The following is a 23,005-nucleotide window of genomic DNA, read 5'->3' as shown; positions in this document are numbered from 1 at the left end:
CGACAGATTCGAATGGTTATTAGGGTCTCTCCACCAACTTTGAAATAGATCACTGTGGTGGAACACCGAGCAGTCTCTATCGCCTCTGAGGCTCTTCTCCTTGCACGTGAACAGGGCCACTTCCGGCTCTCTGAACTCAAAGCTCGCTTATCGAGTTCGTTCGAAGACCCACCCTCTGAAAGTCTTATTCGAGCGGTGTTGCGCCAACTCGAAGCCGCTGACTGGCTCAAACGCGAACATCCACAAGGACGTGTTTGGCACGCCGGTCGGCATTTGAAATAGATTGGTAGCTGAATCCCGCTCTGACATTCTTTTGGCGTTCAGTTATCGTTTGATAGCTGGTGGTAATGCAGAGTACGGTTCGCGCTAACCCTGTATATGAACTATTGATTTTGACAGTTGCTCAGGTAACAATGTGTATAACCCGATAACTGGGGATTGACTGTGAATAAAAAGATTGAATTGACTTAGAACGACTATAAGCCAGAAAGAATGATTGATCGTGAATTATAAGATCACCAGTGGTGATGGAGAGTTCTATTTCGTGTGGAACGCTCCAGTTGCACCAAAATAACAAATAAACGGTTGTTTTCTTGAGAGCTGTAATTAGCAGCGTTGATTTTGAAAGCTGAGCAGGACTCGAAGTTTATTTCGGAAGAAGTCAGTAAAGTCAAATTGGACTCTTCAGAGGCCACGCAAACATTATCAACGGATATGCGTGTTTATTACTGCCACCATAGTGGCTGGGACGTGGGTGGGCGAGAAAGCAAGACTCACCCATAGAAGAGAGAAAGACGTGAGAACCTACGAAACGGACACTACACATCTTGATGGCACTGGCAGTCGTCGCCACCGTGTTTAGCGGTGCCTTTGCGACGCCCGCGCTGGCTGGCGGATCCGATTACAGTGCAGAGAAACCCGCTGATGGATCGAGCAGTGGAGACACGCAGTCGAACGAATGTACGCAGTCCGGTGACAGCGCATCCGGAAGTGGCAGTGGCTTCGTTGGTGTTGGAGTGGGCGCGAACGCGAACGTGCTCAACTCCGGTGACAACCAAGAGCAGACCTGTTCGAACGTCGACTAAGACAGGAAAGCCGCTCTAACGACTGGGGAGCGCTTAATTCCCTCGCACAGTTCTTTTATTGGGTGTCAACGATTATAGACGAAACTTTACCAGGCGAGCGAACGCTCTGAGATATACCTCAAAACTTACGTGCTGAATGCATGGAATTGGATGGGATGAGCACAGTATGGAATCTAGTATCAATTCACCCGACCTCGCTCTGATATACCTCGCCGTGAGACTCGTACTCCATCTCGGTTGCCACACGCGTTGCTATGTCCTGTCCGAACTCTCGCTCAACGAGATGGAGCGCAAGATCGATGCCTGACGTGACGCCGCCCGCCGTTACGAGGTCGCCGTCGTCAATAACACGTGCCTCAACTACTTCGGCGCCCGAGTCGCGGAGATCTGCGAGCGCGTCATGGTGCGTCACAGCGGGTCTGCCGTCCGTGAGCCCCGCCTGTGCGAGAATCATCCCGCCCGTACACACACTGGCGACCGTCGCACCGCCATCGTGGAGGCGTGTCAGCGCTTCAGGGAGGTCACCCCGCTTAGCTTCGCCCCAAGTGCCCTCCTCGGCCCGGTTCCCCCAGCCACCACCGGGCACGACCACGAGATCCGGGACACCAGAGAGTACATCGGGACTTCCCTCCGTTTGCGACGAGTTCTCACTCGTTTTACTCACTAAAACGCCATCGGGTTCGACTTTCAACCCATGGCTTGACGTGACGACCTCCTGTGGGGCGAGCGTGTACAGGCCGACCTCTACTTCGGCACCGAAGGTACGAGCGTGGTTGAAGACCTCGAACGGCCCGATCGCATCCAGGTTGTCGAATCCGTCAAAGATGACGATAGCGATACGCATAGATGATATTCACGGCGTACCGATAAAGCGATTAATCCTTGTGGCAAATCGGAGTCCGTTATATAGTCTGATCTCAGAATCTCTTGAATACGCAATAGATGCTCGCCACCCTCGTCGTGGCCCTCGGCTATCTCTTTCGCCGTTAAAGGATGAGTGAGATGGAAAATAGGTGGCGACCGAGCGCCGGTACAACAATCTATCCTCGTCTGTTAGCACAGGATACTACCTGACAAGCCAAGCGATAAAGAGTATATTTCTAATTATTCACATGAGATTGAAGTTCATCGGTTGTCGCAGTCATGGCAAACTCCTCACGGAGATTCGCTAATGCAACCTCATGGATTGTCGCGGCACCATATTTTTGCCCATCAGCCCCTTGCTGATCAAATGCGGCTGTAGCGTCAGTGACCACAATCGGCTTAAATCCAAGATTTTCAGCCATCCGTGTTGTCGTTGAAACACAGTGATTCGTGGTCAGACCGGTGATGACAAGCGATTCAATCTCCCGCTCACGAAGGTATGTTTCTAAGTTTGTCCCGATGAATGCGCTATTCACGTTCTTCTGGAAGACCGGCTCATCAGCCTCGGGTGCGGTTTCCGGCTTGAATTCATTACCCGGATGGTTCGGACGAAGCGGAGACTCGGCTTCCTGGGACATATGTTGAACGTGAATAATTGGTTGCTCTGTTTCGCGCCAGGTCTCAAGCAACTGCTGAATCTGAGTTTCAGCGTTGGGATTATTTCGGTCGCCCCAGACGGGATTCTCAAAGCCCTGCTGAACGTCAATGATAAGCAAGGCAGTGGTACTGGAAATTTCGATCATTGAGTTTCCTCGGCTGATTGAGTCGCTGTTTGATATTGCTCTTGTGTGACCGTATAGCGGTGATGGTCGATGATATCACCTGTCGGACAAACGGGAACGGTTGTGTTTCGGATCATCCCTCCTTTCTCTCGGGGAAATCATACATCTTTGAGGAACGTGCGTAACTCTGCATAGGCTGCGTCGTATTGATCACGGAAGATACAATGGCCGGCTCCAGGAACGTGAACCAAGCGCCCACTGTCTAATGCATCGGCGATGTCGAGGTCGGTTGCCCGAGTTTGTGGGTCTGCGTCAGCCTTCAGCACAAGCGTCGGGCACGTAATCTCTGCAAACGCGTCTCCCAACTCAGGATATCCCTCGCGTGCGATTTCAGCGATCTGTGGACGGCACTCGGTATCTGCGACTGCGAGACGGCGGGCCAACTCTGGATCGCGATCGCTATATTCAGATGCAAGCTCTTCGACTGATTGGGTCGCTAAGTCCTGCACGTTCTCGCGAACCATCCGTGCTCGCTCATCGGGACCCGTCTCCGGATCACCATACATTCCAGCGGGATCTTCAAGAACAAGCGCACGCGGGAGATCTGGATGCAGTGCGGCCGTCCACGCCACGGTTGACCCACCCATTGAGTGTCCCAGAAGAATCGGATCAACGAGGGAGAGTGCATCCATGAGTCCGACGAGATCGGCAACTCGATCCTCAATAGCGTAATCCGTTTCGGGGGCATCAGAATGTCCGTGCCCGCGTGCATCGTACATCACAAGATCGTAGTCATCTGCAAGGTCTGCGGCCAATGGTGTCCAGCACCGTCCATTATCAGAGAACCCGTGGGCCATGACCAGCGGCGGTCCATCGCCAGTTCGGTAGTACTGTAACTCAATCCCATTCGCGTCGACAGTATCCGTCATCCAACTAGCAGGGAGATTCATATGAAAACAGATCAAAGACATCAGACAAATCAATGACGATGGGATTCTGGCAGCAACGGGACGAGATTGAACCGGTCGTTACCAATCGAACAGGCCATGACTCGTGGGCGAATGGGCGTGACTCGTATCTCACGTTTGTAGTCGATAATCTGCGGAGAGCGCTTACATCAGCGGGGCAGGAAAGAGAGAAACCGGTAGATTACTCAACAATCAATTTTCCGACCATTCCGGCGGATTTGTGTGGCTGGCAGTAGTACTCGTACTCGCCGACCGTCTCGAAGGTGTGCGTATAGCTATATCCCGAATCGAACGTCTTGCTCGGCGCGCTCGGCGTCCCATTCCAATTGGCTTCATCAGGCTGACTCTCGGGGACGACGTTATGGGTATTCGATTTCCATGCCCACTTGATAGTCGTCCCACAGGAGATTCGAGCCCCTGCCGGATCGAATTGGAGCGTGCCATCTGGGCCAACAGCGACCGTTATCTCACTTTGCCCAGTTAGATCCCTGATTGTTTGAGGTTCGTTCAGCAGTGTATCTTCTTCCTCTTCTGAGTCAGTGGGCGGTTCTGACTCTGACGTGGTGGTTTCACTTGGTGACTTCGTTACGGCGACTGTCCCGGTCATTCCCGCAGCCAGGTGGGGTTTACAGTAGTATTCGTATGTCCCAAGGACATCGAAGGTGTGCGTGAGGCTATAACCAGTATCGTAAACTTTGGTTTTCGGGCCGGGCGATCCGTCCCAGCTAGCGTCTGTCGGCTGGCTTTCCACGACAACGTTGTGGGTGTCAGACTCCCAGACCCATTGGACGGTAGTCCCTGGCCGAACTTCGAGTTCGGACGGTTCAAATATTAAATTCCCTCCTGGGCCAACCTTGACGGTTACATCGGGATTGGTATTGGCATTCTTGGTTGATGTTTTGTTGTTGGAACTGCCGGGAGCTGCCGATGAGAGACAGCCGGCGAGCGAGGCACTGGCGAGGGTTGCGCCGGTTACTGTGAGCAACGTTCGGCGGTCGGGATCGTGGTTCATGACTGAACTCCATTTTAGAGTAACACCTTGGTGGCAAAAAATACCGACTCCTTATTCTCAAACACCGAGAATGGATTGATCAATTATAAATCCCTGTTCATGACCTAGATCGAACGTGGTTGCTTCTGCGTCAAAAATCACTCCCCTATTTCGCTATAAACATGCTCAGTTGTCACATTTTCCAAACCATGTTTGATTACCGCCGGATAGAAACGGGCGTTCTTCTCCACATCGTCCATCGGGACATCGAGCTCTCATGAGAGTTCGAGTTTAAGTATAAGTATCTCTCTCAGTTGGGGCCGTATGCAGAATAATTTAGTGAGGTAACTGATCCTCGCCGATGCTGATCCATCACCGGTACGTGAGGATCGAAAACTGGTAAGAATCTTAACCAACGCTGGCGGGCTAACTACTACCGTTGTTGGTTAAGAAGACCGCTCTAACGATTTGCGCATCGATTACGCCGGCATTCCCGGGAGGTGGGGAAAACAAGGTCGAACTGGCTTAGAGCACTAGACTTCCGATGTTTCTCAGACGAAACTCATTCACACTTTATCTTCTTCGTGACTACCCGGATACGATCTCTGAAACGATAGCTCAAACAAGGGTAGGATCAACGCGATAAACGGCTGAAGCCTACTAGCGTCCTCTCACTACCGAATTAGGTGTATAAATATCTTATGCAAAACTGCTGGTTCAGCGGTTGTGCTTCCGCTCTTATCGATATTCTCTCCGTCTGTGTACTCGTGAGACCCATAATGAACAGAGAGAAACTTGGTTTCGCATTCAGCCTCATCTATTTGTGGGCAGTAATGATCCTACTCGGAGCGATTGTGTTCGAGACATTCGTTGTGTATCCGAACATCTTCCATAATGTTCCGGATTCATTTCAGACAAGTATGAATTTCATGGTCGTGAGCGGTCCAAGCGACTTTTTCCCACCAGTGGGAATGCTTGCAGTGGTTACTGGAATAGCTGCGGTACTCCTAAACTGGCGAGTGGAGAGCGTTCGCTACTGGCTTGTAGCTAGTGTAGCTCTCCTTATCGTGGGTGAATTCTTATTATCGGTGTTCTTCTTTTGGCCACGAAATACCATTATGTTTGAGGAAGGAGTAGCAGTACATTCAGTTGTAGTATTAAAACAGACCGCATGGGAGTTCCAGACCGGACATTGGATTCGACTTGGAACGAATATCGCCACATCCGCGCTAGCGTTTATTGGATTGTCGAGATTCTATAAGTACAAAATTCTCGCTCAACAGTAGATAAACGTAGATGATGATTAGAACCTAGCGTGAACAGGAGATATCGAATACGGTGGCATTTTTGTCAAGACATTCTCGCGATATAAAATACTGGGAGTTGACGCGAACGAACAGATGCTCATGGTAGCAAAGAAAAAAATCACGCATGCAGACGTCCTCAGGGCGAACTTTACGGAGTGGTCTGCTGCTGATGAAGGTCGAGTATTCGATATTGCCATTCTCATGGGGGGACTTCTTCATCTTACCGACGACCACAGTCTCGAATCAGTTGCCGAGAATACCCACGAGAGTCTCCGAGAGGAAGGTGCATTCGTGACCTTCTTCTAACCTCTGTGTGATGACATGGATAACGGAACTAAAGACGTTCAAACTGCCGAATCTGAACGATATGCTGTTGAGCGTCATTCTATCAGCGCACTCACCTCATCCGAGGGGCACTATACGACCACGTATCTCTTCATTATCCGCGATAAGATCCAAGAAACGGAAGCAAAGATGGGCACGGTATTTGACGGCCGATTCCACGACCCGAACAACCTCAAAGATACCTTCGTCAGTGCTGGATTCAACGAAGTCGAAGTCATCGACGGTGATGGCCCAACGATCTTCCACGCTGTGAAATAGCTCTAATTCATCTGTAAGCATGCTAAGTACGCACCACAATTTTACAATTCACCGAGGATATACAGACAATAGAGCGTGTACTTACCTATTGCGGGGTTATTCTGATTCGGTAAGGGCGATCTCGGTTGAATCATTGATGTAAACGTGGGCTTCAGGGTTAGTTTCAGTGACAGTGAGAACGACGGCCCGATTAGCGCTCTCATCATCTGGCATGATGGGAACAATATCTCTCCTCGAGAGATAGCGATTCCTGACTTGTCTGTGAATCACTTCCGTGGCGTCAGTTCCCAAGTCCTCAAGCCCTGTATCTGGAAGGTCGAATGTGACCGCGTTAGAGGCGGTTCGTTCGAAAGTGACTGTGTCTGCGTCGGGGATTCCTGATGCTCGCTGGACACGGGCACTCTCGTCCACATCCACACCTACATTTTCGCGGACGAATCCATCCATTCGAATCGTTGCCGGATTGGGATCTGCTTTCTTCATCTCTTCTGCAGTGGCTATCGTCGTCTGCTTACCAGTGATTTCAACAGGGCGGCCAGGAGGAACGTCTAGTTGTTGGAACGTATCTCGGTGAAGGCGAACAATGTTCCGGCCCGAATCATCTGGATACGACTTACCGACGAGGAGGCCAACTTCCTCAACGAGTTTGGGCGTCGCCATCTCAATGACGGTGGCAAGAGCTTCTTGGAAACTTCCGGCCTCGTATGATTGCCGGTTTTCGTGGAGCGATTCAACTTCTTCGATGAGTCGATCGGGTACATTTGGGCGTGGCATGCTCATTGTCGTCCCCAAGAAGAGCATTTTTCGGCTCTTCTATGTACATATTTTGCATATTATGGATGCTTATAAATTTCCCCCGAATATTATATATGTCAAGAAATGCATCTCACACACACCACGTAGATTGAGACAGAGGTACCGGGGAATCGCCACTTCCGCTTATCGATTTTGGACAATGTCCAATTCAGGATTCTGAATAGAATAATTTTCTGATATGAATCCGGAGAGTTCTAATATAATCGTCAGGTAAATACCGCTATGGAACAGACCGAGGCAATCCTGTTTGATCTCGATGATACGTTAGTGGAGTATGAGAGATCTCCTGGTGAGGTGCTACAGGCGTCCTTCAAAATCGTGGGACGTGAACCAATTTTCTCGGTTGAAGAATACTATGCCCGGTACGATGAGTTTGCAGAGAAATGTGATTCGATGGATGAACTTCGTTCTGAATGCTTCGCAGTGCTTGCTGCTGCAAACGGGTACGAACGACAACGTGGACGGGACATTGCGCAGATATTCAGTGATGAGCGCGATCAGACAAACGTCAAGTTACTCCCATCTGTCACTCGCGTCTTGAACGAACTCAGCCGAGAGTACCGACTTGCTATCGTGACGAACGGAGCACCGGATGCACAACAACAGAAAATCACCGCTGTGAACCTTGAACGGTGGATTGATACAATTGTTATTGCGGGTCACGATGTCCCGCCGAAACCCGATACAGAACCGTTTGAACGAGCGATGCAGTCGCTCAATGCAACATCCGAGACCACAGTACACGTCGGTGATTCACTCGAAACGGATATTGCTGGGGCAACTGCTGCCGGGCTTGACTCTATCTGGATTTCTGATCGTGATGGCGACAAGGACTATACGCCGACTCATCAAATCAAGTCGATTGCTGATCTTCTTTCCCTCCCCTGGATAGAGGAGCCACGATCAAGTACCCGGTAAACCGCTTAGCTCACTCTACCGTTCAGAGTGTCTGGTCACGGTTGTGAAATTATCCATAGAAGTGCCTCTCTTCGAGATCGATTGATTCAATGCTGTCTGCAATGCTGCCAGACTAATTGCACCCAAAAAGATAACTTTGAGAATAGCACATCAACGACATGGGACAGTAGCTTCTCATCACACTTTCCGGACCACCAGCCTCTGGCACGTCAACGCTTGCTAAAATGCTCGCTGATGACTGTGGGTTCACAGTGATGAATGGTGGGGATATCTTTCGAAATATGGCCGAAGACCAGGGGATGACGATTGCTGAATTCGCTACTGTGGCTGAAGACGATCCTCGCATTGACCGAGAAATTGATGACCGACTCGAAGCAGAAATCAACGCACATCTCGAAGGAAAACGAGAATCGGGTGATACCGGCTTGATCGTTGAATCTCGACTTGCGGGATGGCATGCAAATGGCCAAGCAGATCTTTCCGTGTGGTTGGATGCGCCAGTTGAGGAGCGGGCACAGAGACTTGATGAGAGAGCAGAGACGCCCATAGAGCTGCGAGAACGTGAGATGAGTGATGCCCAGCGCTATCAGGACTACTATGATATCGATATCGCTGATTTGTCGATCTATGACCTTGTGATAGATACTGGGACGTTGTCTGAAGAGGGAATGTTTCAGACAGTCAAAGCAGCAATCAACGATGTTCAGCGTCGCAGTGCATCGAGTGTGAGCTAAATCCGGAGGCTGGTCCAGAATAGAGCAGAGTAATTATTGACTCTCAGATCGGCGGGGATTTACCTTACCCAGCTGCTCCTGTGAAGCCAATAAGAGACGAATATCAACTATCGGCCGACAAGATGAATGTAGAGAAGTCGGTTACACTCCTTCTCGTTGCAGACGGGACACACATCATTCTCTGTTCCTTCAGTTGCTTCGGCAAGTGCCCGAGCACTCTCAGGATCAACATCAGCAGCGGCAAGGATGACACGTTCACCAGCATGCCCAAGATCATAGCCATCGTCGGTCTCACGGACAAACCGCTCTCGAAGCTTTGAGAGATGATAGTTGAAGCGGCCAGTATCGTGGATGCCGACCCGCTCACGCAGTTCCGAGAACGTGAGTGGTTTCTCGGCCGTCGCTAGTGCACGCAGGATTGCAATGCGATGTTCGCTTGCGAGCGTGCTGAGTGCATCGACGGCAGTCTCACGAACACCATCACTAGGAGCCTCAGAGGCGTGCTTTGTGGGATACATAACTACCTGTCCAAGAGATGGTGTGACATACTTTTGGGGAATTATCAGTATTACAATAGAAAGATTGTTCACGGGAACAATATGTTCGTCCCGCCTGCGAGTAGTTGATATGGCAGGTGCAGACATTGAATTCCGATTCGAATCGTCCATGGATGTATCTCTATGAAGAGCTATCGCCCTGATTCGACGTTTCAGCGAATGGGTTGGATGAGTCATCATTAACGTCTTTTCGATTTCATCATTGAGGGATGGACGTACCTGTGTGAATCAAACCAGCACTGGTTAGCTCAATTGCCGACTAGAAGAAAAAATCGATCTGATCGCTCGGTACTTAATCAAGCCAAAGCCAGCAAATATGATGAGAAAACCAGCGTACGTCGTGAGCGTAATTGATTCTCCAAGCAATAGCCAGCCAAAGAACGTCGTGACGATCGGGATTGCATAGTTGATCAAATTCGTTTGAATCGCTCCTGTTTCAGAAAGGAGCGCAAAGTAGGCGGTATATGCTACTGCCCCGGCGAAAATGCCGACATAGATGAGTGTCAATAACGCAGTTGGCGACCATTCGACCGTTTTGATCGACTCGCCGGTTAGAATGCTTGTCAGGTGAAGTACAGCTGCTCCTAGCGGTAATCCCCATGCAGTTTCGGTCGTACTCGGCAGTGGGGCATCCACGCGTTGAATGAGCACGCTCCCAAGTGAGACATTGATCGCGCCACACAGCAAGATCACTTGGCCAGTGTTCTGGTTCAAGAGAAGTGCTGTTGGTGACGGAGCAACGACGATGCCGACACCGAGCAGTCCGACAAAAAGACCGACGGCACCCCGAATGGAGAGGCGTTCATCTGATAGGAGGATGAGCGCAAAGATAGGTGTAAGAATCGGAGCGAAACTGTAGATGATAGCCGCAACAGCGCTTGTGGTAAATTGTTGACCGATGAAAAGCAACGCGTTGCTCCCACCAAGTGCCATGACTCCCGTCACGAAAATCCCGATAAAATCGTGCCATGTACGAGGCCGCCAGTCATCCTGTGTGAGAATCACGTATGGGAGAAGAACGAGGGCTGCAAGATCGAACCGGAGTGCGACGAACAATAGCGGTGGAAAGAATTATAGACCGGCTCTAGCAGCGACGAATGTCCCTCCAAAAAGGACGGCGGTGATTGTAAACAATCCGAAGTGTCGGTTTAGAATTTTCACTTGTTTTCGATTGATTCGCCTCACTGAAAAGCTGCTCCATTTGACGGATGGCTCCGATCATTATTTGCTCTTTGTGGTCGTGATGACGCAAAACACCCACATGAGCGAGCGGCGGTAGCAGCCTGTTTACAACTGAACCACGTTGATCCGCCATCAAGCCAGATTTCCTACCTACTGACACGCTAGTCGCGCGAGTTCCACCAGAGTCACTTCGAGCAGCCCAGATAGGATGATACCAAGGAATTCGTTGGGAAAACATTTAGTAATTTACATTTATAACGATTATTTACGCTATCAATTCTTCAGCTAAAACGGTTTCGCCGCGGTCATTGGCGCACAATGGAATAACACCAACAGGGGTGGTTTGGGATCGGCGTACGTATCCATCCTGGAGATAAGTCCGTTCGTCGAACCGATCACACTGCCGAATGGGATGCAACTTCCGCCAGTGGAGCATGATGGAGATGGCTTGTTCGAGGATCTGAATGGCGACGGCAATATTGATGGGCAGGATGTCTCTCGACTGGCGCAGCTCGTGAACGTCTATCGGCGGGGCGAAATTACATTGACTGACGCGCAAGTCGCTGCGCTGGACTTCAACGGCGATGGTGAGCTGACGCAGGCGGATATTGCGGCCTACAATAGAATGCATCGGTGAACTGCCTCGGAATCAAGCCCCGACGCACCGATAGACTATCACCGAGAGCCTAATGAGAAGCAGTCACGCATATTTTCTCACGCATCTCCCGGGGCGCTTCTACTTCCGCTTATGAAATTCAGGAGTAGTGATTCTCGGCCCTTGATTGGCCAACCACAACTCAACGGCGCTCATCGATTCAATGATATTCGCTTCTGTGAGTGCAGCGAGATACGGCTCAATCGCGTCATAGCTCAACCAGCCACCGAGCGCCATGACAATCCGTGGTGACACGTTCTTCTCAACAAGTAGGTGGTTCACCCAGCAGCGGCGCAAGTCGTGCGTAGATACCCGTCGATAGTCCTCATTATCTGTCTCCTTTCTAGGGGACAGTGGTACGCGATACCCTTGTGACGACAGCGTCAGAATGGTGGTTGATCGAGAAACGTGTGTCGAGACACGATGGAGGACACGTTTCTCTGTTTACCACCATAACCGCCGTGACGATGGAGCGACAGCTAGTGTTTGTCATGCGATGATGGCGTTCGCTCCTCCCACCTATTGTCTTCGCCTACCGCACAACAACTACTAACATGAACGATAATGACTTAATGACTCTGGTTACATAAGCGTGCAAATAATATAGTTTTGACTAAATGGCTTTCTTTGAAACGTGGGTGATAGAGGTAGGTGTTGCTCCGTCGTAGCCCACGTTCATCGGGCGTCAGTGGCACAGTCCATTGTTCTCACTGATACCCGATAGTAAAGAGTATGATATAATGTAACATGGTTATTTGGGAAGCGGCAAATAGAATCGATGGTTCTCGTCTCCTGTATAAGAAAGTCAAAATTGTGACGATACTTCTCGTGAGCAACAGCGTTAGCAGTCGGGTCGTGGGGAGGGGGAGAGGTGAAATTGGGTGCAGTATGAGTTCGATGACCGAGCTGCGGCCTCCCCACGGTTGGCGGTGTGTGCTGGAGTACCATGAATCTCGGGGATATCTGAGTTAGTACAGCATACTAACCTACGAAAGCACTGGAAATGTTTCCAACCCAGTGCGCAGAGATCCATTCGGGGGTACCGGGCGGTGTCCACTTCCGCTTAAGAGGAAGTTCATCGCGTTCCACTGCGATAGACCCCGAGGGGTTTGTATTCTAACGCTATAACCCCGGAATTCCCATCTGAACTTATTGATTCTCTATCATTCGATGCGCTTGCTGTCGGAGAGCAGCTTTGAGGTCATCGCCGCATCGAAGACGCTCAACTGGTGCCCAGGAACAGGGGCGTAACTGGTGAACCCAGTCATGTGGTGTTGCAGCACCGTTCTCCCACTGCTCGTCTGAGTCGTAGAAGAGATAAATATCCCAGGCAATTCCGTTCGTCGCACCTAATGCCTTCGCGATGTGCGCATCTGCGATTCGGTCTGTATCGACAAATTGTGTGATGTAATTGTGTGATGTCATATCGGCGAACCGTCGCGATGTCTGCTCAATTTCGTCTGGTGTATCCCCGTCGAGCATCGGGATTCAAATGATCGCGACGGCCAATTCTGTGTCTTGCTCTTCGAGTATTGCTTCTCGCACTGCGTCAGCACCATTGATACAGCCTGGGCATGTCGGAGAAAGAAGAGCGATAAATCGTGGAGTTCCGGCTGTGTCCGCAAAGAACGCTTCGAGCTGCGAGAGTGATCCGTCAAGCTTGGCTAGTGAACGGGATAGTTCTTTCATCGCTCAGTCCTCTCTGACGATTTCACAGCCGAGTACGCTCTCGATATTCTGCCGGATGCACTCATCAGCGAGTTCGAGCAGCTGAGTCCCTTCGGATCGAGCGATTTCGTAGAATCGCTGGCGGCCATCGCGTTCAACCGTGACGAGCTGGCAATTCTTCAAACACTGGAGGTGATGCGAGACGAGGTTCGCCGAGAGATCAGTGCGCTCACAGATCTCAGTGACGTTCAGTGGGTCGTCGGCTTCGATAATTGTCTGATAGATGCGAAGCCGCGTCTCGTCTCCCAGTGCGCGGAAGATGGTTGCTCGGGCTTCATTGACGTCATCAGTTGATTGGAAGAGTGAGATACTCATTATAACCTGTATTGATGTATAGTAGTATAGGTGTTACGGAGAGACGTAGTTGGCGAAATTCGGCATCACTTTAACCATCGATATCAAAACAAACGTTGAAATGAGTTCTGATCGTGAATACGATCTCGTCATTCTAGGTGGTGGGGCCGCCGCGTTCGCCGCGATAACCGAAGCCAGTCGACGCAAGCTCTCAACTGCCCTCGTGAACAGTGGATTGCCGCTTGGCGGAACCTGCGTGAACGTTGGGTGCGTGCCGAGTAAGCACCTCCTTGAAGTTGGGAAGACGGCGTTTGAACCGCCTCTAAACCCATTTGATGCGGTGCAGTACGGCGAGAACGAGTCGACGACCGACTGGGCCAACGCCCTCGACGAGAAGGATCGGCTCGTCGCACAGTTGCGCGAGCAGAACTACGTCGACGTTGCCGACTACTTCGAGACGGACATCTACGAGGGCTCCGGCCGATTCACCGACAGTACGACGATCGAAATCGTCGACGGAGACGCCGAGGGTACCACCATCACGGGCGAGAAGGCGCTCATCGCCACGGGGAGTTCGCCCTGGATCGCACCTTTCGACGGAATCGAGGATGTCGCCTACGAGACGAGTGAGACGATTCTTGAGCGACGTAATCTCCCTAAGAGTATCATCATGATCGGTGGTGGCTATATCGGTCTCGAGTGGAGCCAGATTCTCCATCACATGGGGACGGACGTCACGATCCTCCAGCGCTCCGAGCACGTTCTTTCGACGATGGAGGGCCAGCTCGGGCGTGAGCTCCAGCGCTGCTTCGAAGCCGAAGGTATCGAGGTTGTTACTGGCGTCGATATTAGGTACATCGAATCCACAGCTACCGTCGCAGCGGACGGTGGGACACAAGCCGTCGAACACGGTGTCGTCGTCACTGCCGACGTCGACAGTGAACACCAGGACTTTACCGCGACCGACCTGTTCGTCGCCACCGGCGTCCGCCCGAACAGCGAGGATATCGGCCTTGATGCGATCGGCGTCGAAATCGACGAAGCAGGGGCCGTCGTCGTTGACGAGCACTTCCAGACGGCGAACCCTGATGTCTATGCGGCGGGCGATATCATCGGCGAGCCGATGCTTGAAACCGTGGCAGCGAAAGAGGGTAACCACGCGGTGAAAAACGCATTCGAGAACGAAGGGAAGACGATTGACTACAACACGGTACCGAAGGTTGTCTTCACGAGTCCTGAGGTCGCCGCCGTCGGGACGACCGAGCTCGAATACATGGCCGAACACGGAACCTGTACCTGCCGGACGGTCGATATGGAAGACGTGCCGAAAGCGAAGGCCGTTGAGGACACTCGGGGCCTGCTCCAAGTGGTCAAGCACCACGAAACCGACAAAATCGTCGGCGTCCACATGATCACGCCACGGGCGGCTGATATGATCCCCGAAGCGACGCTCGCCGTCAAATTCGGGCTGACCGTCGACGATATCATCGACACAATCCACCCCTTCCCGACGTTCAGTGAAGCATTCAAACACGCTTGCCAGGCATTCCGGCGTGATGTCTCGACGATGAGTTGCTGCGTTGAGTGACCACCAGGAAAAGATGGTTAAACAGAGCATAATAAATCAATATCTCAATATACATTGAACTATGAGACGACGAACTCTACTCACCATGATCGGTGCCGGCACAGTAACTGGGCTTGCAGGCTGTTCCGGAGGCAACGACTCCTCTCAAGAGCAGACTCAACACCCCGACTCATCGAGTGAAAACGGTGGGGCTAGTAAGTCCGCAAGCTCAGAGGCAAAGACGGAACTACATGTTGATCAGAAACTTCCGAACTTCAGCCTACAGACAACGGCAGGGAACACAGTCTCACTCCACCCCGTTGAGAAGCCAACAGCGCTGTTTTTCATGGCTGCCTGGTGCACGTCCTGCAAGCAAGAGGAGCACAATCTGAAGCAGGTGCATGAGAAATTCGGAGAGGATGTTCGTCTGATTTCCATCGATATGGACCCGGATCGAGACAGTATGCAAGATCTCCAGACATTCAAGCAAAAATATGGTGGTGACTGGATTCACGCAATGGGAACGAAGGAACTCATCCAAAAGTATCGTCTCACGTCGCTTGACACGACCTATATTATCAATCAGGACGGCGTGACCGTCTATACGGACTCGGACGTCACGTCGGTCACGCAGTTCAAGAGAGAATTAAAGAAGCTCCTCTGAATCATGAGCAGCGAATTATTCTCTACTGTCGCACCACTCGCGATTAGGAGCGTAAGCTGGAGTCTGTTTACGTGGGGGCTTTCCGGCGAGATTACATCGTTCTTCTCGCCGTGTGCACTTCCGATGCTTCCCGCGTATCTCTCATATTACCTCTCGGCGGACGCATCCTCGACATCTACCTCGCTAGAGACAACGACGAGCGCTGACGGCGGGTCGGTCACGGCGAGTCTCCGGCGCGGCGTCCTCTTCGGTGGGTTGGCGAGTGCGGGGATGCTGAGCGTGTTTGCCGTCACTGCGGCCATTGCTGGCGTCCTCGGCGATGTCCTGACGCGCATTATACCAGTGTTGATTCCAATCGTCGGACTTGTCGTCCTCGGTCTCGGCGTGCTCATGCTCATAAATCGCGCGACATGGCTCTCACGCTCAGTGCAATTACCTGAGTGGGGTAAGGCCTCGCCAAAACAGTTCTTTGTCTTTGGCCTGCTGTTCGCTGGGGCCGCCCTCGGGTGTACTGCCCCCGTGTTCTTCGGCATTACACTGACAGCGCTTTCCACTGATGGAATTCTAGGCGCGATCACGGTCTTGACGGGATACGCAAGTGGGATGATCGGGCTGTTCGTGGTGATGACGGTGCTTGTAGCTGTGGCGAAGGAGGAGACCGCCCGCCGCATTCAGCCGCTTGTTCCATACGTCGAACGGGCGAGCGCGGTTCTGCTGATTGGAGCCGGGGTATACATGCTCTACTACTACGCACAGATCCAAATGCTGTGAATTGCCTCGACCATACAGGTTGGCTCACCTCAACTCTTGAGGATGCCCTCTTGGAACCTTTGCCGGTGACTCTTTATGATTCGATGTACAAACAAGTATTAGAATGAGTACCACCGACACCTACGACCTCATCGTTCTCGGCGGAGGCATGGCCGGACTGCCAGTGAGCATCAAAGGCGCACGAAAAGGGCTGAAAACGGCGCTAATCGAAGATAGCTATCTCGGCGGGACATGCCTGAATCGCGGGTGCATCCCGACGAAGACGATGATCCGGAGCGCGGAAGTCGCAAACCTCGTCGACCGCGCGGAGGTGTTCGGGATCAATCGTGAAGGAGAAGCCTATACCGACATGGAGGCCGTCGTCGAACGGAAGCAGCGTATTCTCGAAAGTATCCGCGAGGGTGCCTACACCAATGTTGAGAACACGGAAAATCTCGACCTCATCGAGGGACGCGGTCGCTTCGAATCGCCGACCGAAATCACAGTCAATGACCGCGTGCTCACCGCGGACAAGATCGTAGTGAACACTGGCGCTCGACCAGCAAAACCGCCAATCGAAGGACTCGATGAAGTATCAACCCTAGACAGTACGAGTGCAATCGAGCTCACGGAAGTCCCGCGCCATCTTGCAGTCGTCGGCGGTGGATACGTCGGCTGTGAGTACGCCCAGATGTACGAACGATTCGGCACAGAGGTGACGATGTTCCAACGAGGTGATCGCCTGCTCCCACAGGAAGATTCCGACGTAGGCACCGAGATACAGGAAGTGTTCGAGTCCGAAGGGATCGACGTGCGAACGAATGCAAGCGTCGACCAACTCGAATCCACCGAGTCAGATATCAAGGTTTCTGCAACTGAAGACGGGGAGACGGTAACTGTCGATGCCTCACATGTGCTCATCGCGGCTGGCCGCCAACCCAATAGTGATACTATTGGCCTTGAGAAGGCGGGCATCGAAACCGACGAGAAAGGCTTTATCGAAATCGATGAACAGTTCCAGACCACGGCGGATCCTGTTTGGGCGCTCGGTGACGTCGTCGGTGGACCGATGTTCACGCACTCTGCACGGAACGACGCAGACCTCCTCTATCGACACCTGATCAAGGACAAGACGATCGAAGCTCACGACCGAATTGTCCCCCACGCCGTCTTCACCGACCCGCAGGTTGGCCGCGTCGGGCTGACCGAAGAACAAGCGAAAGAGCAGGGATATGAAATCGCGGTTGGTCAATCGGACTATGCTGACCAGGGGAAACCGAAAGCGCTCGGTGAGACCGAGGGCTTCGTCAAAATCGTTTCTGACGCAGACACCGGTGATATCCTCGGCGGTCATATCGTCGGTGAGCAGGGTGCCGACCTAATTCACGAGATCGTCATTGCAATGAAACTCGGCGGATCGGCTGAAGATATTGCAGACATGATTCACATTCACCCGACGCTACCGGAGGTTATCAACTCAGCTGCTGGCGGCGTACACAAGCCGTCGTAAAGATTTTCCATTACATGTCATACCGATCTACCACGGAAGTCACAAACAAAATTGTTCGTCAACGGCCACCTAACAAACGATGAATGGGACTTAGGTCACCTTCCAGCGTCGATGAAATAGGAGGTAGCGACCTGCACATCGCGTTGTCCTCCTGCCATCCGATCCCGCACACGACGTGTTAGTGGTGTTCGCGACACGATAGTGAACAACGTCTGCAAAAAGAGTCGCTTGAGTGAATCCGGCACACGATCACCGAAGAGTACCAGAGCGGTAAATCCGCGTTCAGCACGACGCTGGAACCGGATGACACCTTCAACGGCTGGCTTGCGCACATCCTCAACCTGTTGGAGTGCTTGTGCCGGCAGTGGGCCGTCTGTCTGCGATAGTGTGGTCATGATGATCGGGTGAGCAACGACTGCGTCTTGGATGGCGAGACTATTGCCCTGCGCGCCGACGGGACTTGCAACGTGTGCTGCATCACCTATGAGGAGAAGTCCGTCACGTGCCCACTCCTCGCTCAACCCCGGTTCGATATGCAAGAGCGAACAGTCTTCGAAATCAGGGAGATGCTCGGGAAGCGCGCCAGCGAGATTCGGGTCAGTCTTGATGAGTTGCTCATGAAAGTGCGTGATACCGCGCTTGCGGAGTGCGGGATAACTGCCTTTCTTGATCCCCCAACCGAGTTGTGCCTCGTTCTCACCCAATCCAAAGTAGAAAAGCTGCCCACCGGCACCAAACCGCACTTGTGAAGCCTCGTTAATGACCGCTTTTGGAAGCTTGAACCATAGTAATTCGAGACGCGACGTGAACATGCCTGGATCGATATCGGCGCTCTTCCGAATCGTCGAATACCGACCATCAGCACCCACGACGAGTCGACTCTCAATGGTGAGATCAGTGCCCGACCCACGATCTGTTGCACGTACACCGACGACTTCTCCATCATGGGTGATCAAGTCCTTTGCTGGTGTTTGGTCGCGATACTCGAACGTCGGATAGTTGTTCGCCTGTTCGAGAAACAACTGGAGAAGCGGTGGTTGCTCCATCAGGAGCCCATAGTTGTGCGGCCCTGGCATCTCCCGAAAGTCAAACATCTCGTACTCACGGCCATAGATGACGACGTGTGGATTCAGTATCTTCTCGTGGGGCAGCGCGAGGACATCCTCGAGGATGCCCATCTCATCGAAGAGTCGGCCGACAAGCGGTTGCCAGAAGAACCCTCGAAACTCGCGGTGTAAGTCACTGTGGCGCTCCAGCAACACAGTATCGACGCCGCTGCGAGCAAGGAGATAGCTTAGCACACAGCCGGCCGGCCCTGCTCCGACGACGACCACATCACACTCAATCGAAGACTCACGATCTGCATCGGTTGTTGCCATCGTCGGTCGCTATCCAGCAAACACGTTCTCCCTACTCATTAAGCTATAGTATGAGCGTTGTTGGGGGAGCAAAATCACTGGTTCACAACTTGCTCGACCCTGTAAACTCACTAGTAGTCGAATCAGCCGCGCAACAGCTATACACATTCCACTCGAGTTATTGCATGGAATGCGCGAAGCCGTTGTTCGGATCCCAATGTCGGAATTCAGGGCTCTCGGACTCGAAGAGTTCGTCTCGCTGTGCGGTGAGGCAGGACTCAGAGGGATTACAGAACTTGTCTGCACTGGCCCGGGCGGCATTCTAGCCGTCCAAGTCGAGCACCCATTCCAGGAGGAGCAATTGTCCGCGCTTGACTACGTCGAGTGGTGGGAACGCGTCGACCAGCTAGATGCAGGCATCGTCTATCTACTCAAACTCACGATGCCCGGCCTCCCTAAGACGCTGCGCCCTCAACACGAATTAGGGATTGCAAACCGAGGAATACGAATCACCAAGGACGGACTCGATATCTCACTCATCGGCGATCAGAAGGCGCTCAATCGCCTTCTAGAGGAATACAATGAAGCAGGTTTCCACGTCTTGCTACAGAAAGTCTCTGACTATCGCGGCCCTGAGTCGCTGTTAGACTCCTTGACTACTCGCCAACGCCACGTCGTCCGCACTGCATTCCGGATGGGGTATTTCGACGTACCGCGCCGTATTTCGATTGCAGACATTGCGGCTGAACTGGAACTCGATTCATCGACCGTTTCGGAGCATCTGCAACGCGCCGAGCGCAATCTACTGACGCAGATGCTCGGTTCCAACTAACGAGGTTCGTGCCGATGGATATCCTGAATACACCGACTGAAAATTGACGCTGAGATCAGGGAATCTCGGACGATGCGGGAGTGTTAGCTTTCACTCGTCGTGAACCGCCCGGTCAAGTGCACGAGCTAGCTCGTATGCCTCGTCGGTTGAGATTGCCATGGTTTCGGCATCCGTCTCCTCGGCCCATTGTTCATACTCAGTCCGAGATGGGAATGCATTCGTGTAGGGACAGAATCGTTCATAAGCAATTTCAGAGATGAGTGCATCTGCATCCGGCTCGGTGGTGTCTGTTGCCACACCAATAGACACCACCGCCTCCTCTGGAGTGCTGATCATTTCATCGTGAGTCACCTGTAGCTCGACGATGCTTCCCGTCAACGGACTCGTCGCGCGAATCGCAATCTCATCGAGCTCATCCACCAGGAAGGGAACAACGATCGCGTCAAGAACGCAGTGGAAGTGGTGAGTAGTTTCACCGATACGTGCTGTGTTCCACGATGAGTCATCGGTGCAGAGCGCATCGAGGTCGACAGTAATATCATCCTCACGGAGCAGCATGACGGTCATCTCAACCCACTCGTCCAACGTCGCTGGTGCATCATCGAGGCTGAAGATGAGTTTGAGTTGTTCACTAAGCGCTGGTAGGATGTCGGCTCCTCGGTATTCCGTGTCGGTTGCGTGCGTCGCCATGTGGTAGACCACCTCATATATCATTGGTCCGCCAGCCTCGAGGAGATGACTCCCATCTACGTGGGAGTGTTTAAGTGGTCACTTACAGGGTTTATCTGTTCTCCGTATCAGGATATTCCTGTGAAAAACATTAGTAGTGTGTGATAACTAGCACGGTAGTTGTGAGTGCAGAGCGATAGAGGGTAAGTAAAAACGAGATTAGAGGGTGAAACGTAATTCTACAGATAAAGCAGACCAAGTGCCTCGGGACTTAACCCCGAGGCACTTTACCAACAAGGAAGAACGACGCTAGTATCATCGATGAGTAGAAACCCAAACCCAGATAGATACTGTAAATCCGTGTTTACGTGGCTCGTTCACGGATGCGTTCGCGATCTGCTACGTCTTCAAGGATTTCCGTCTCTAGCAATTGGTCGAGCTTCCGTTCGAATTGCTCGTCCGTCAGTTCGCCACGGGCATAGCGCTGCTGGAGTGTTTCGAGCGGCGTTTCTTCGCTCTCTTCGACCTCAGTGGGTACCATCTCGGAGGATCTGTTCGATAGCATTCCCGTGCACCAGCTAGAGCAGGTATTCCGCCACGTTTCTCGGTCAGATTCGTCACCGGAGAGTAACGCAACAAGTGGAACAATTGCCACGTAGCCGACGAGGAGTGCTGCAAGCCACCAGTCTTGTCCAGTGAACAATGCCAGCATCCACACGAGTGTTACGAGCAGTGAGGTGACATCTGTGATGTTGTTCTTAAGCCGGTGCGACGGCATACGGAGGGTTTCCATGCGAGTTCACTGCGGGAGACTACGTGATTGAAAGTGATTGAGCTGACTCCCACTATACTGGGGATATTTATATACTCTCGTAACCCTCGGCCTAGGCGCAGTTGTTACCGTTGCTGACTGATTCAGCGACGTCATAGTCAAGTATCTCCTCCTCAAGTTTGACGCAGTTATTACATAGAGTGGTCTGCAGACTAGCGTCGAAGGTAGAAGTAGCGTCCATACTGTAGGGTTGTAATCCTATGGCTGGGGTTATTTCTTTGAATCAGGGGTGAAAATACCACTGTGTCCGAGTTTAGTCCTGACGGACTACGCCACCAGCTCCGAGTCAGGCGACGGGCTGGAGAAACATGACGTTCACACGACCAACGGCATCGAAATCCCGGAGTTGATACACCAACTCACGAATGCGGTCTGCTGGCCCGGTACAGAAAATCGTCTCTAAACACCAATCGCCGTGATGCATATGTTGCATTGTTCCGATCACATCCTCAAATTCGTGCTGAACCGTATGGAGTTCACCAATAACGAGGGTGTGTTCGTAGTCGAATGCAACCACTGCGATGGCATTTCCCTCGATATCTTCGAACTGTGTATGGCGCTCGATGTATTCCTGCATCGCTTCGCGAACGGCTCGGGAGCGCGATTCCATTCCTTCTGCTTCCCACGTCGCATCGAACGAGTCCAAGACTTCCTGCGGGACGTTGAGGCTAGTTCGCATACGCGTTCTTGTTGCGAGCGATACTTAGACCCCGTTATTACGCCCGTCCAAGTTCAGTCATAACAACCCCTAACTGTTGGGATTCCCTGTGTTCTTCACGGATGTTGCAATCGGATGCCTTTGGGCTGCTGATCGGTGCTATTGCACTCGGAGCAGTTCATGGCATCGAACTAGGTCACGGGTGGCCAGTCGCTGCCGCGTATGCGCTCGATCAGACGAACAAGTGGTTCGCGGGCTTCGCTGCGAGTTTCATTCTCGGTGTTGGCCACCTCATTAGTAGTCTCGTGATGGTTGCTCTCTTCTTCTATGCAAAATCCCATTTCAACTTCACACAAGTCAACGAACCAATTCCACTTGATCTGTTCTCGACGACGATCTTTATTGGCGGGCCGGTAAGCCTCGTTGCTGGCGTTCTCCTCATCCTCCTCGGGATTCGCGAATACTACGGCGGCCATTCCCACGGCACGAGTCACTCTCACGGCGATGACTCTCACACTCACGATGAGAATACGCAGACAAACCATTCTCATGATCACGATCACGACCATGACGATCGCATACACGATCATGGAGTTCAGAAGTACGTTGTTTACACACGTGAGCTCGACGAGCCGTCACACCACCACGATGGTCATACACATCACCACGAATACCTGGCTA

General features: G+C 52.1%; 25 protein-coding genes and 2 pseudogenes. 13 read left to right on the top strand and 14 right to left on the bottom strand.

The annotated features are described in order from the left end of the window. The first annotated feature begins 830 nt into the window (after positions 1–830). Positions 831–1,085: a hypothetical protein gene (locus LIW51_RS17450; RefSeq protein ID WP_227377741.1), complete on the top strand. Its 255-nt coding sequence runs from the start codon at positions 831–833 to the stop codon at positions 1,083–1,085. A 184-nt stretch (positions 1,086–1,269) separates the two neighbouring features. Here the strand turns inward: LIW51_RS17450 and LIW51_RS17445 are convergent, their stop codons facing one another. From LIW51_RS17445 to LIW51_RS17430, 4 genes are all read right to left on the bottom strand, one after another. Next, positions 1,270–1,929 (bottom strand): DJ-1/PfpI family protein, encoded by a 660-nt coding sequence (locus tag LIW51_RS17445; protein ID WP_227377740.1) that lies wholly within the window; start codon positions 1,927–1,929, stop codon positions 1,270–1,272. Between the two features lie 256 nt (positions 1,930–2,185). Further along, on the bottom strand, positions 2,186–2,752 hold the full coding sequence (locus tag LIW51_RS17440) for a cysteine hydrolase family protein (protein ID WP_227377739.1): 567 nt from the start codon (positions 2,750–2,752) through the stop codon (positions 2,186–2,188). A 137-nt stretch (positions 2,753–2,889) separates the two neighbouring features. After that, positions 2,890–3,681 carry an alpha/beta fold hydrolase gene (locus LIW51_RS17435; RefSeq protein ID WP_368411821.1) on the bottom strand — a complete coding sequence of 264 codons (792 nt, stop codon included), beginning with the start codon at positions 3,679–3,681 and terminating at the stop codon, positions 2,890–2,892. Positions 3,682–3,880: 199 nt separating this feature from the next. After that, positions 3,881–4,711 carry a plastocyanin/azurin family copper-binding protein gene (locus LIW51_RS17430; protein ID WP_227377737.1) on the bottom strand — a complete coding sequence of 277 codons (831 nt, stop codon included), beginning with the start codon at positions 4,709–4,711 and terminating at the stop codon, positions 3,881–3,883. Positions 4,712–5,469: 758 nt separating this feature from the next. Between LIW51_RS17430 and LIW51_RS17425 the strand changes: the two genes are divergently transcribed. Genes LIW51_RS17425 through LIW51_RS17415 form a run of 3 tightly spaced genes read left to right on the top strand, consistent with a single transcriptional unit; the run spans position 5,470 to position 6,600 of the window. Beyond that, positions 5,470–5,976: a DUF1772 domain-containing protein gene (locus tag LIW51_RS17425; RefSeq protein ID WP_227377736.1), complete on the top strand. Its 507-nt coding sequence runs from the start codon at positions 5,470–5,472 to the stop codon at positions 5,974–5,976. Positions 5,977–6,018: 42 nt separating this feature from the next. Further along, complete coding sequence (locus tag LIW51_RS17420) at positions 6,019–6,303, top strand: methyltransferase domain-containing protein (RefSeq protein WP_368411840.1); 285 nt, start codon at positions 6,019–6,021, stop codon at positions 6,301–6,303. A 15-nt stretch (positions 6,304–6,318) separates the two neighbouring features. Next, positions 6,319–6,600, top strand: coding sequence for a hypothetical protein (locus LIW51_RS17415; protein ID WP_227377735.1), 282 nt, complete (start codon positions 6,319–6,321; stop codon positions 6,598–6,600). Positions 6,601–6,696: 96 nt separating this feature from the next. Here the strand turns inward: LIW51_RS17415 and LIW51_RS17410 are convergent, their stop codons facing one another. After that, positions 6,697–7,374 (bottom strand): hypothetical protein, encoded by a 678-nt coding sequence (locus tag LIW51_RS17410; protein WP_227377734.1) that lies wholly within the window; start codon positions 7,372–7,374, stop codon positions 6,697–6,699. A gap of 264 nt (positions 7,375–7,638) precedes the next feature. Here LIW51_RS17410 and LIW51_RS17405 point away from each other — a divergent pair, with 264 nt between their 5' ends. Beyond that, positions 7,639–8,334 (top strand): HAD family hydrolase, encoded by a 696-nt coding sequence (locus tag LIW51_RS17405; RefSeq protein ID WP_227377733.1) that lies wholly within the window; start codon positions 7,639–7,641, stop codon positions 8,332–8,334. A 176-nt stretch (positions 8,335–8,510) separates the two neighbouring features. Beyond that, complete coding sequence (gene cmk, locus LIW51_RS17400; protein WP_227378261.1) at positions 8,511–9,068, top strand: (d)CMP kinase; 558 nt, start codon at positions 8,511–8,513, stop codon at positions 9,066–9,068. A 107-nt stretch (positions 9,069–9,175) separates the two neighbouring features. Here the strand turns inward: cmk and LIW51_RS17395 are convergent, their stop codons facing one another. Both LIW51_RS17395 and LIW51_RS17390 read right to left on the bottom strand, forming a co-directional pair. Continuing rightward, positions 9,176–9,586, bottom strand: a complete 411-nt coding sequence (locus LIW51_RS17395) for a winged helix-turn-helix domain-containing protein (protein WP_227377732.1) — start codon at positions 9,584–9,586, stop codon at positions 9,176–9,178. Between the two features lie 282 nt (positions 9,587–9,868). Continuing rightward, positions 9,869–10,681: a DMT family transporter gene (locus LIW51_RS17390; protein ID WP_227377731.1), complete on the bottom strand. Its 813-nt coding sequence runs from the start codon at positions 10,679–10,681 to the stop codon at positions 9,869–9,871. A gap of 469 nt (positions 10,682–11,150) precedes the next feature. Here LIW51_RS17390 and LIW51_RS17385 point away from each other — a divergent pair, with 469 nt between their 5' ends. Further along, positions 11,151–11,444, top strand: a complete 294-nt coding sequence (locus tag LIW51_RS17385; protein ID WP_227377730.1) for a dockerin type I repeat-containing protein — start codon at positions 11,151–11,153, stop codon at positions 11,442–11,444. Between the two features lie 99 nt (positions 11,445–11,543). On the opposite strand, the pseudogene LIW51_RS39205 reads toward LIW51_RS17385, so the two are convergent. The 3 genes and pseudogenes from LIW51_RS39205 to LIW51_RS17375 form a co-directional block, all read right to left on the bottom strand. Then, positions 11,544–11,801 (bottom strand): annotated as a pseudogene (locus LIW51_RS39205) (hypothetical protein); the annotation flags it as partial. Positions 11,802–12,611: 810 nt separating this feature from the next. Next, positions 12,612–12,887 carry a hypothetical protein gene (locus tag LIW51_RS17380; RefSeq protein ID WP_227377729.1) on the bottom strand — a complete coding sequence of 92 codons (276 nt, stop codon included), beginning with the start codon at positions 12,885–12,887 and terminating at the stop codon, positions 12,612–12,614. A gap of 267 nt (positions 12,888–13,154) precedes the next feature. Further along, positions 13,155–13,505 (bottom strand): ArsR/SmtB family transcription factor, encoded by a 351-nt coding sequence (locus LIW51_RS17375; RefSeq protein WP_227377728.1) that lies wholly within the window; start codon positions 13,503–13,505, stop codon positions 13,155–13,157. A 100-nt stretch (positions 13,506–13,605) separates the two neighbouring features. Between LIW51_RS17375 and merA the strand changes: the two genes are divergently transcribed. The 4 genes from merA (at position 13,606) to lpdA (ending at position 17,975) form a co-directional block, all read left to right on the top strand. Then, positions 13,606–15,072, top strand: a complete 1,467-nt coding sequence (gene merA / locus LIW51_RS17370; RefSeq protein ID WP_227377727.1) for a mercury(II) reductase — start codon at positions 13,606–13,608, stop codon at positions 15,070–15,072. Positions 15,073–15,157: 85 nt separating this feature from the next. After that, positions 15,158–15,715: a TlpA family protein disulfide reductase gene (locus LIW51_RS17365; RefSeq protein WP_227377726.1), complete on the top strand. Its 558-nt coding sequence runs from the start codon at positions 15,158–15,160 to the stop codon at positions 15,713–15,715. Positions 15,716–15,718: 3 nt separating this feature from the next. After that, entirely contained in the window at positions 15,719–16,486 is a 768-nt protein-coding gene (locus LIW51_RS17360; protein WP_227377725.1) for a cytochrome c biogenesis CcdA family protein, read from the top strand. A gap of 103 nt (positions 16,487–16,589) precedes the next feature. After that, on the top strand, positions 16,590–17,975 hold the full coding sequence (gene lpdA, locus LIW51_RS17355; RefSeq protein ID WP_227377724.1) for a dihydrolipoyl dehydrogenase: 1,386 nt from the start codon (positions 16,590–16,592) through the stop codon (positions 17,973–17,975). A 95-nt stretch (positions 17,976–18,070) separates the two neighbouring features. On the opposite strand, the gene LIW51_RS17350 is transcribed toward lpdA, so the two are convergent. Further along, positions 18,071–19,354, bottom strand: a complete 1,284-nt coding sequence (locus LIW51_RS17350) for an FAD-dependent oxidoreductase (RefSeq protein ID WP_227377723.1) — start codon at positions 19,352–19,354, stop codon at positions 18,071–18,073. A gap of 196 nt (positions 19,355–19,550) precedes the next feature. On the opposite strand from LIW51_RS17350, the gene LIW51_RS17345 reads away from it, so the two are divergent. Beyond that, the gene (locus LIW51_RS17345) at positions 19,551–20,165 is read left to right on the top strand and encodes a helix-turn-helix domain-containing protein (protein ID WP_227377722.1); all 615 of its coding nucleotides are present in this window, start codon (positions 19,551–19,553) and stop codon (positions 20,163–20,165) included. 90 nt (positions 20,166–20,255) lie between these two features. Here LIW51_RS17345 and merB read toward each other — a convergent pair whose 3' ends face one another. The 3 genes from merB to LIW51_RS17330 form a co-directional block, all read right to left on the bottom strand. Continuing rightward, positions 20,256–20,855: an organomercurial lyase gene (gene merB, locus LIW51_RS17340; protein WP_227377721.1), complete on the bottom strand. Its 600-nt coding sequence runs from the start codon at positions 20,853–20,855 to the stop codon at positions 20,256–20,258. A gap of 343 nt (positions 20,856–21,198) precedes the next feature. Continuing rightward, the gene (locus LIW51_RS17335) at positions 21,199–21,627 is read right to left on the bottom strand and encodes an SHOCT domain-containing protein (RefSeq protein ID WP_227377720.1); all 429 of its coding nucleotides are present in this window, start codon (positions 21,625–21,627) and stop codon (positions 21,199–21,201) included. A 325-nt stretch (positions 21,628–21,952) separates the two neighbouring features. Further along, the gene (locus LIW51_RS17330; protein ID WP_227377719.1) at positions 21,953–22,345 is read right to left on the bottom strand and encodes a CopG family ribbon-helix-helix protein; all 393 of its coding nucleotides are present in this window, start codon (positions 22,343–22,345) and stop codon (positions 21,953–21,955) included. Positions 22,346–22,446: 101 nt separating this feature from the next. Between LIW51_RS17330 and LIW51_RS17325 the strand changes: the two are divergent. Beyond that, positions 22,447–22,995, top strand: a pseudogene (locus LIW51_RS17325) (hypothetical protein); the annotation flags it as partial. Between the last annotated feature and the right edge of the window lie 10 nt (positions 22,996–23,005).

The organism is Haladaptatus halobius (assembly GCF_020618475.1).
Classification (GTDB): domain Archaea; phylum Halobacteriota; class Halobacteria; order Halobacteriales; family Haladaptataceae; genus Haladaptatus; species Haladaptatus halobius.
The sequence above is the reverse complement of the archived record's forward strand: the minus strand, read 5'-3'. Positions and strand labels throughout refer to the sequence as shown.

Coding starts and splice junctions, on each gene's coding strand:
- LIW51_RS17450 (WP_227377741.1), top strand. CDS start 831: ATGGCACTGGCAGTCGTCGCCACCGTGTTTAGCGGTGCCTTTGCGACG.
- LIW51_RS17445 (WP_227377740.1), bottom strand. CDS start 1,929: ATGCGTATCGCTATCGTCATCTTTGACGGATTCGACAACCTGGATGCG.
- LIW51_RS17440 (WP_227377739.1), bottom strand. CDS start 2,752: ATGATCGAAATTTCCAGTACCACTGCCTTGCTTATCATTGACGTTCAG.
- LIW51_RS17435 (WP_368411821.1), bottom strand. CDS start 3,681: ATGAATCTCCCTGCTAGTTGGATGACGGATACTGTCGACGCGAATGGG.
- LIW51_RS17430 (WP_227377737.1), bottom strand. CDS start 4,711: ATGAACCACGATCCCGACCGCCGAACGTTGCTCACAGTAACCGGCGCA.
- LIW51_RS17425 (WP_227377736.1), top strand. CDS start 5,470: ATGAACAGAGAGAAACTTGGTTTCGCATTCAGCCTCATCTATTTGTGG.
- LIW51_RS17415 (WP_227377735.1), top strand. CDS start 6,319: ATGGATAACGGAACTAAAGACGTTCAAACTGCCGAATCTGAACGATAT.
- LIW51_RS17410 (WP_227377734.1), bottom strand. CDS start 7,374: ATGCCACGCCCAAATGTACCCGATCGACTCATCGAAGAAGTTGAATCG.
- LIW51_RS17405 (WP_227377733.1), top strand. CDS start 7,639: ATGGAACAGACCGAGGCAATCCTGTTTGATCTCGATGATACGTTAGTG.
- LIW51_RS17395 (WP_227377732.1), bottom strand. CDS start 9,586: ATGTATCCCACAAAGCACGCCTCTGAGGCTCCTAGTGATGGTGTTCGT.
- LIW51_RS17380 (WP_227377729.1), bottom strand. CDS start 12,887: ATGACATCACACAATTACATCACACAATTTGTCGATACAGACCGAATC.
- LIW51_RS17375 (WP_227377728.1), bottom strand. CDS start 13,505: ATGAGTATCTCACTCTTCCAATCAACTGATGACGTCAATGAAGCCCGA.
- merA (WP_227377727.1), top strand. CDS start 13,606: ATGAGTTCTGATCGTGAATACGATCTCGTCATTCTAGGTGGTGGGGCC.
- LIW51_RS17365 (WP_227377726.1), top strand. CDS start 15,158: ATGATCGGTGCCGGCACAGTAACTGGGCTTGCAGGCTGTTCCGGAGGC.
- LIW51_RS17360 (WP_227377725.1), top strand. CDS start 15,719: ATGAGCAGCGAATTATTCTCTACTGTCGCACCACTCGCGATTAGGAGC.
- lpdA (WP_227377724.1), top strand. CDS start 16,590: ATGAGTACCACCGACACCTACGACCTCATCGTTCTCGGCGGAGGCATG.
- LIW51_RS17350 (WP_227377723.1), bottom strand. CDS start 19,354: ATGGCAACAACCGATGCAGATCGTGAGTCTTCGATTGAGTGTGATGTG.
- LIW51_RS17345 (WP_227377722.1), top strand. CDS start 19,551: ATGTCGGAATTCAGGGCTCTCGGACTCGAAGAGTTCGTCTCGCTGTGC.
- merB (WP_227377721.1), bottom strand. CDS start 20,855: ATGGCGACGCACGCAACCGACACGGAATACCGAGGAGCCGACATCCTA.
- LIW51_RS17335 (WP_227377720.1), bottom strand. CDS start 21,627: ATGGAAACCCTCCGTATGCCGTCGCACCGGCTTAAGAACAACATCACA.
- LIW51_RS17330 (WP_227377719.1), bottom strand. CDS start 22,345: ATGCGAACTAGCCTCAACGTCCCGCAGGAAGTCTTGGACTCGTTCGAT.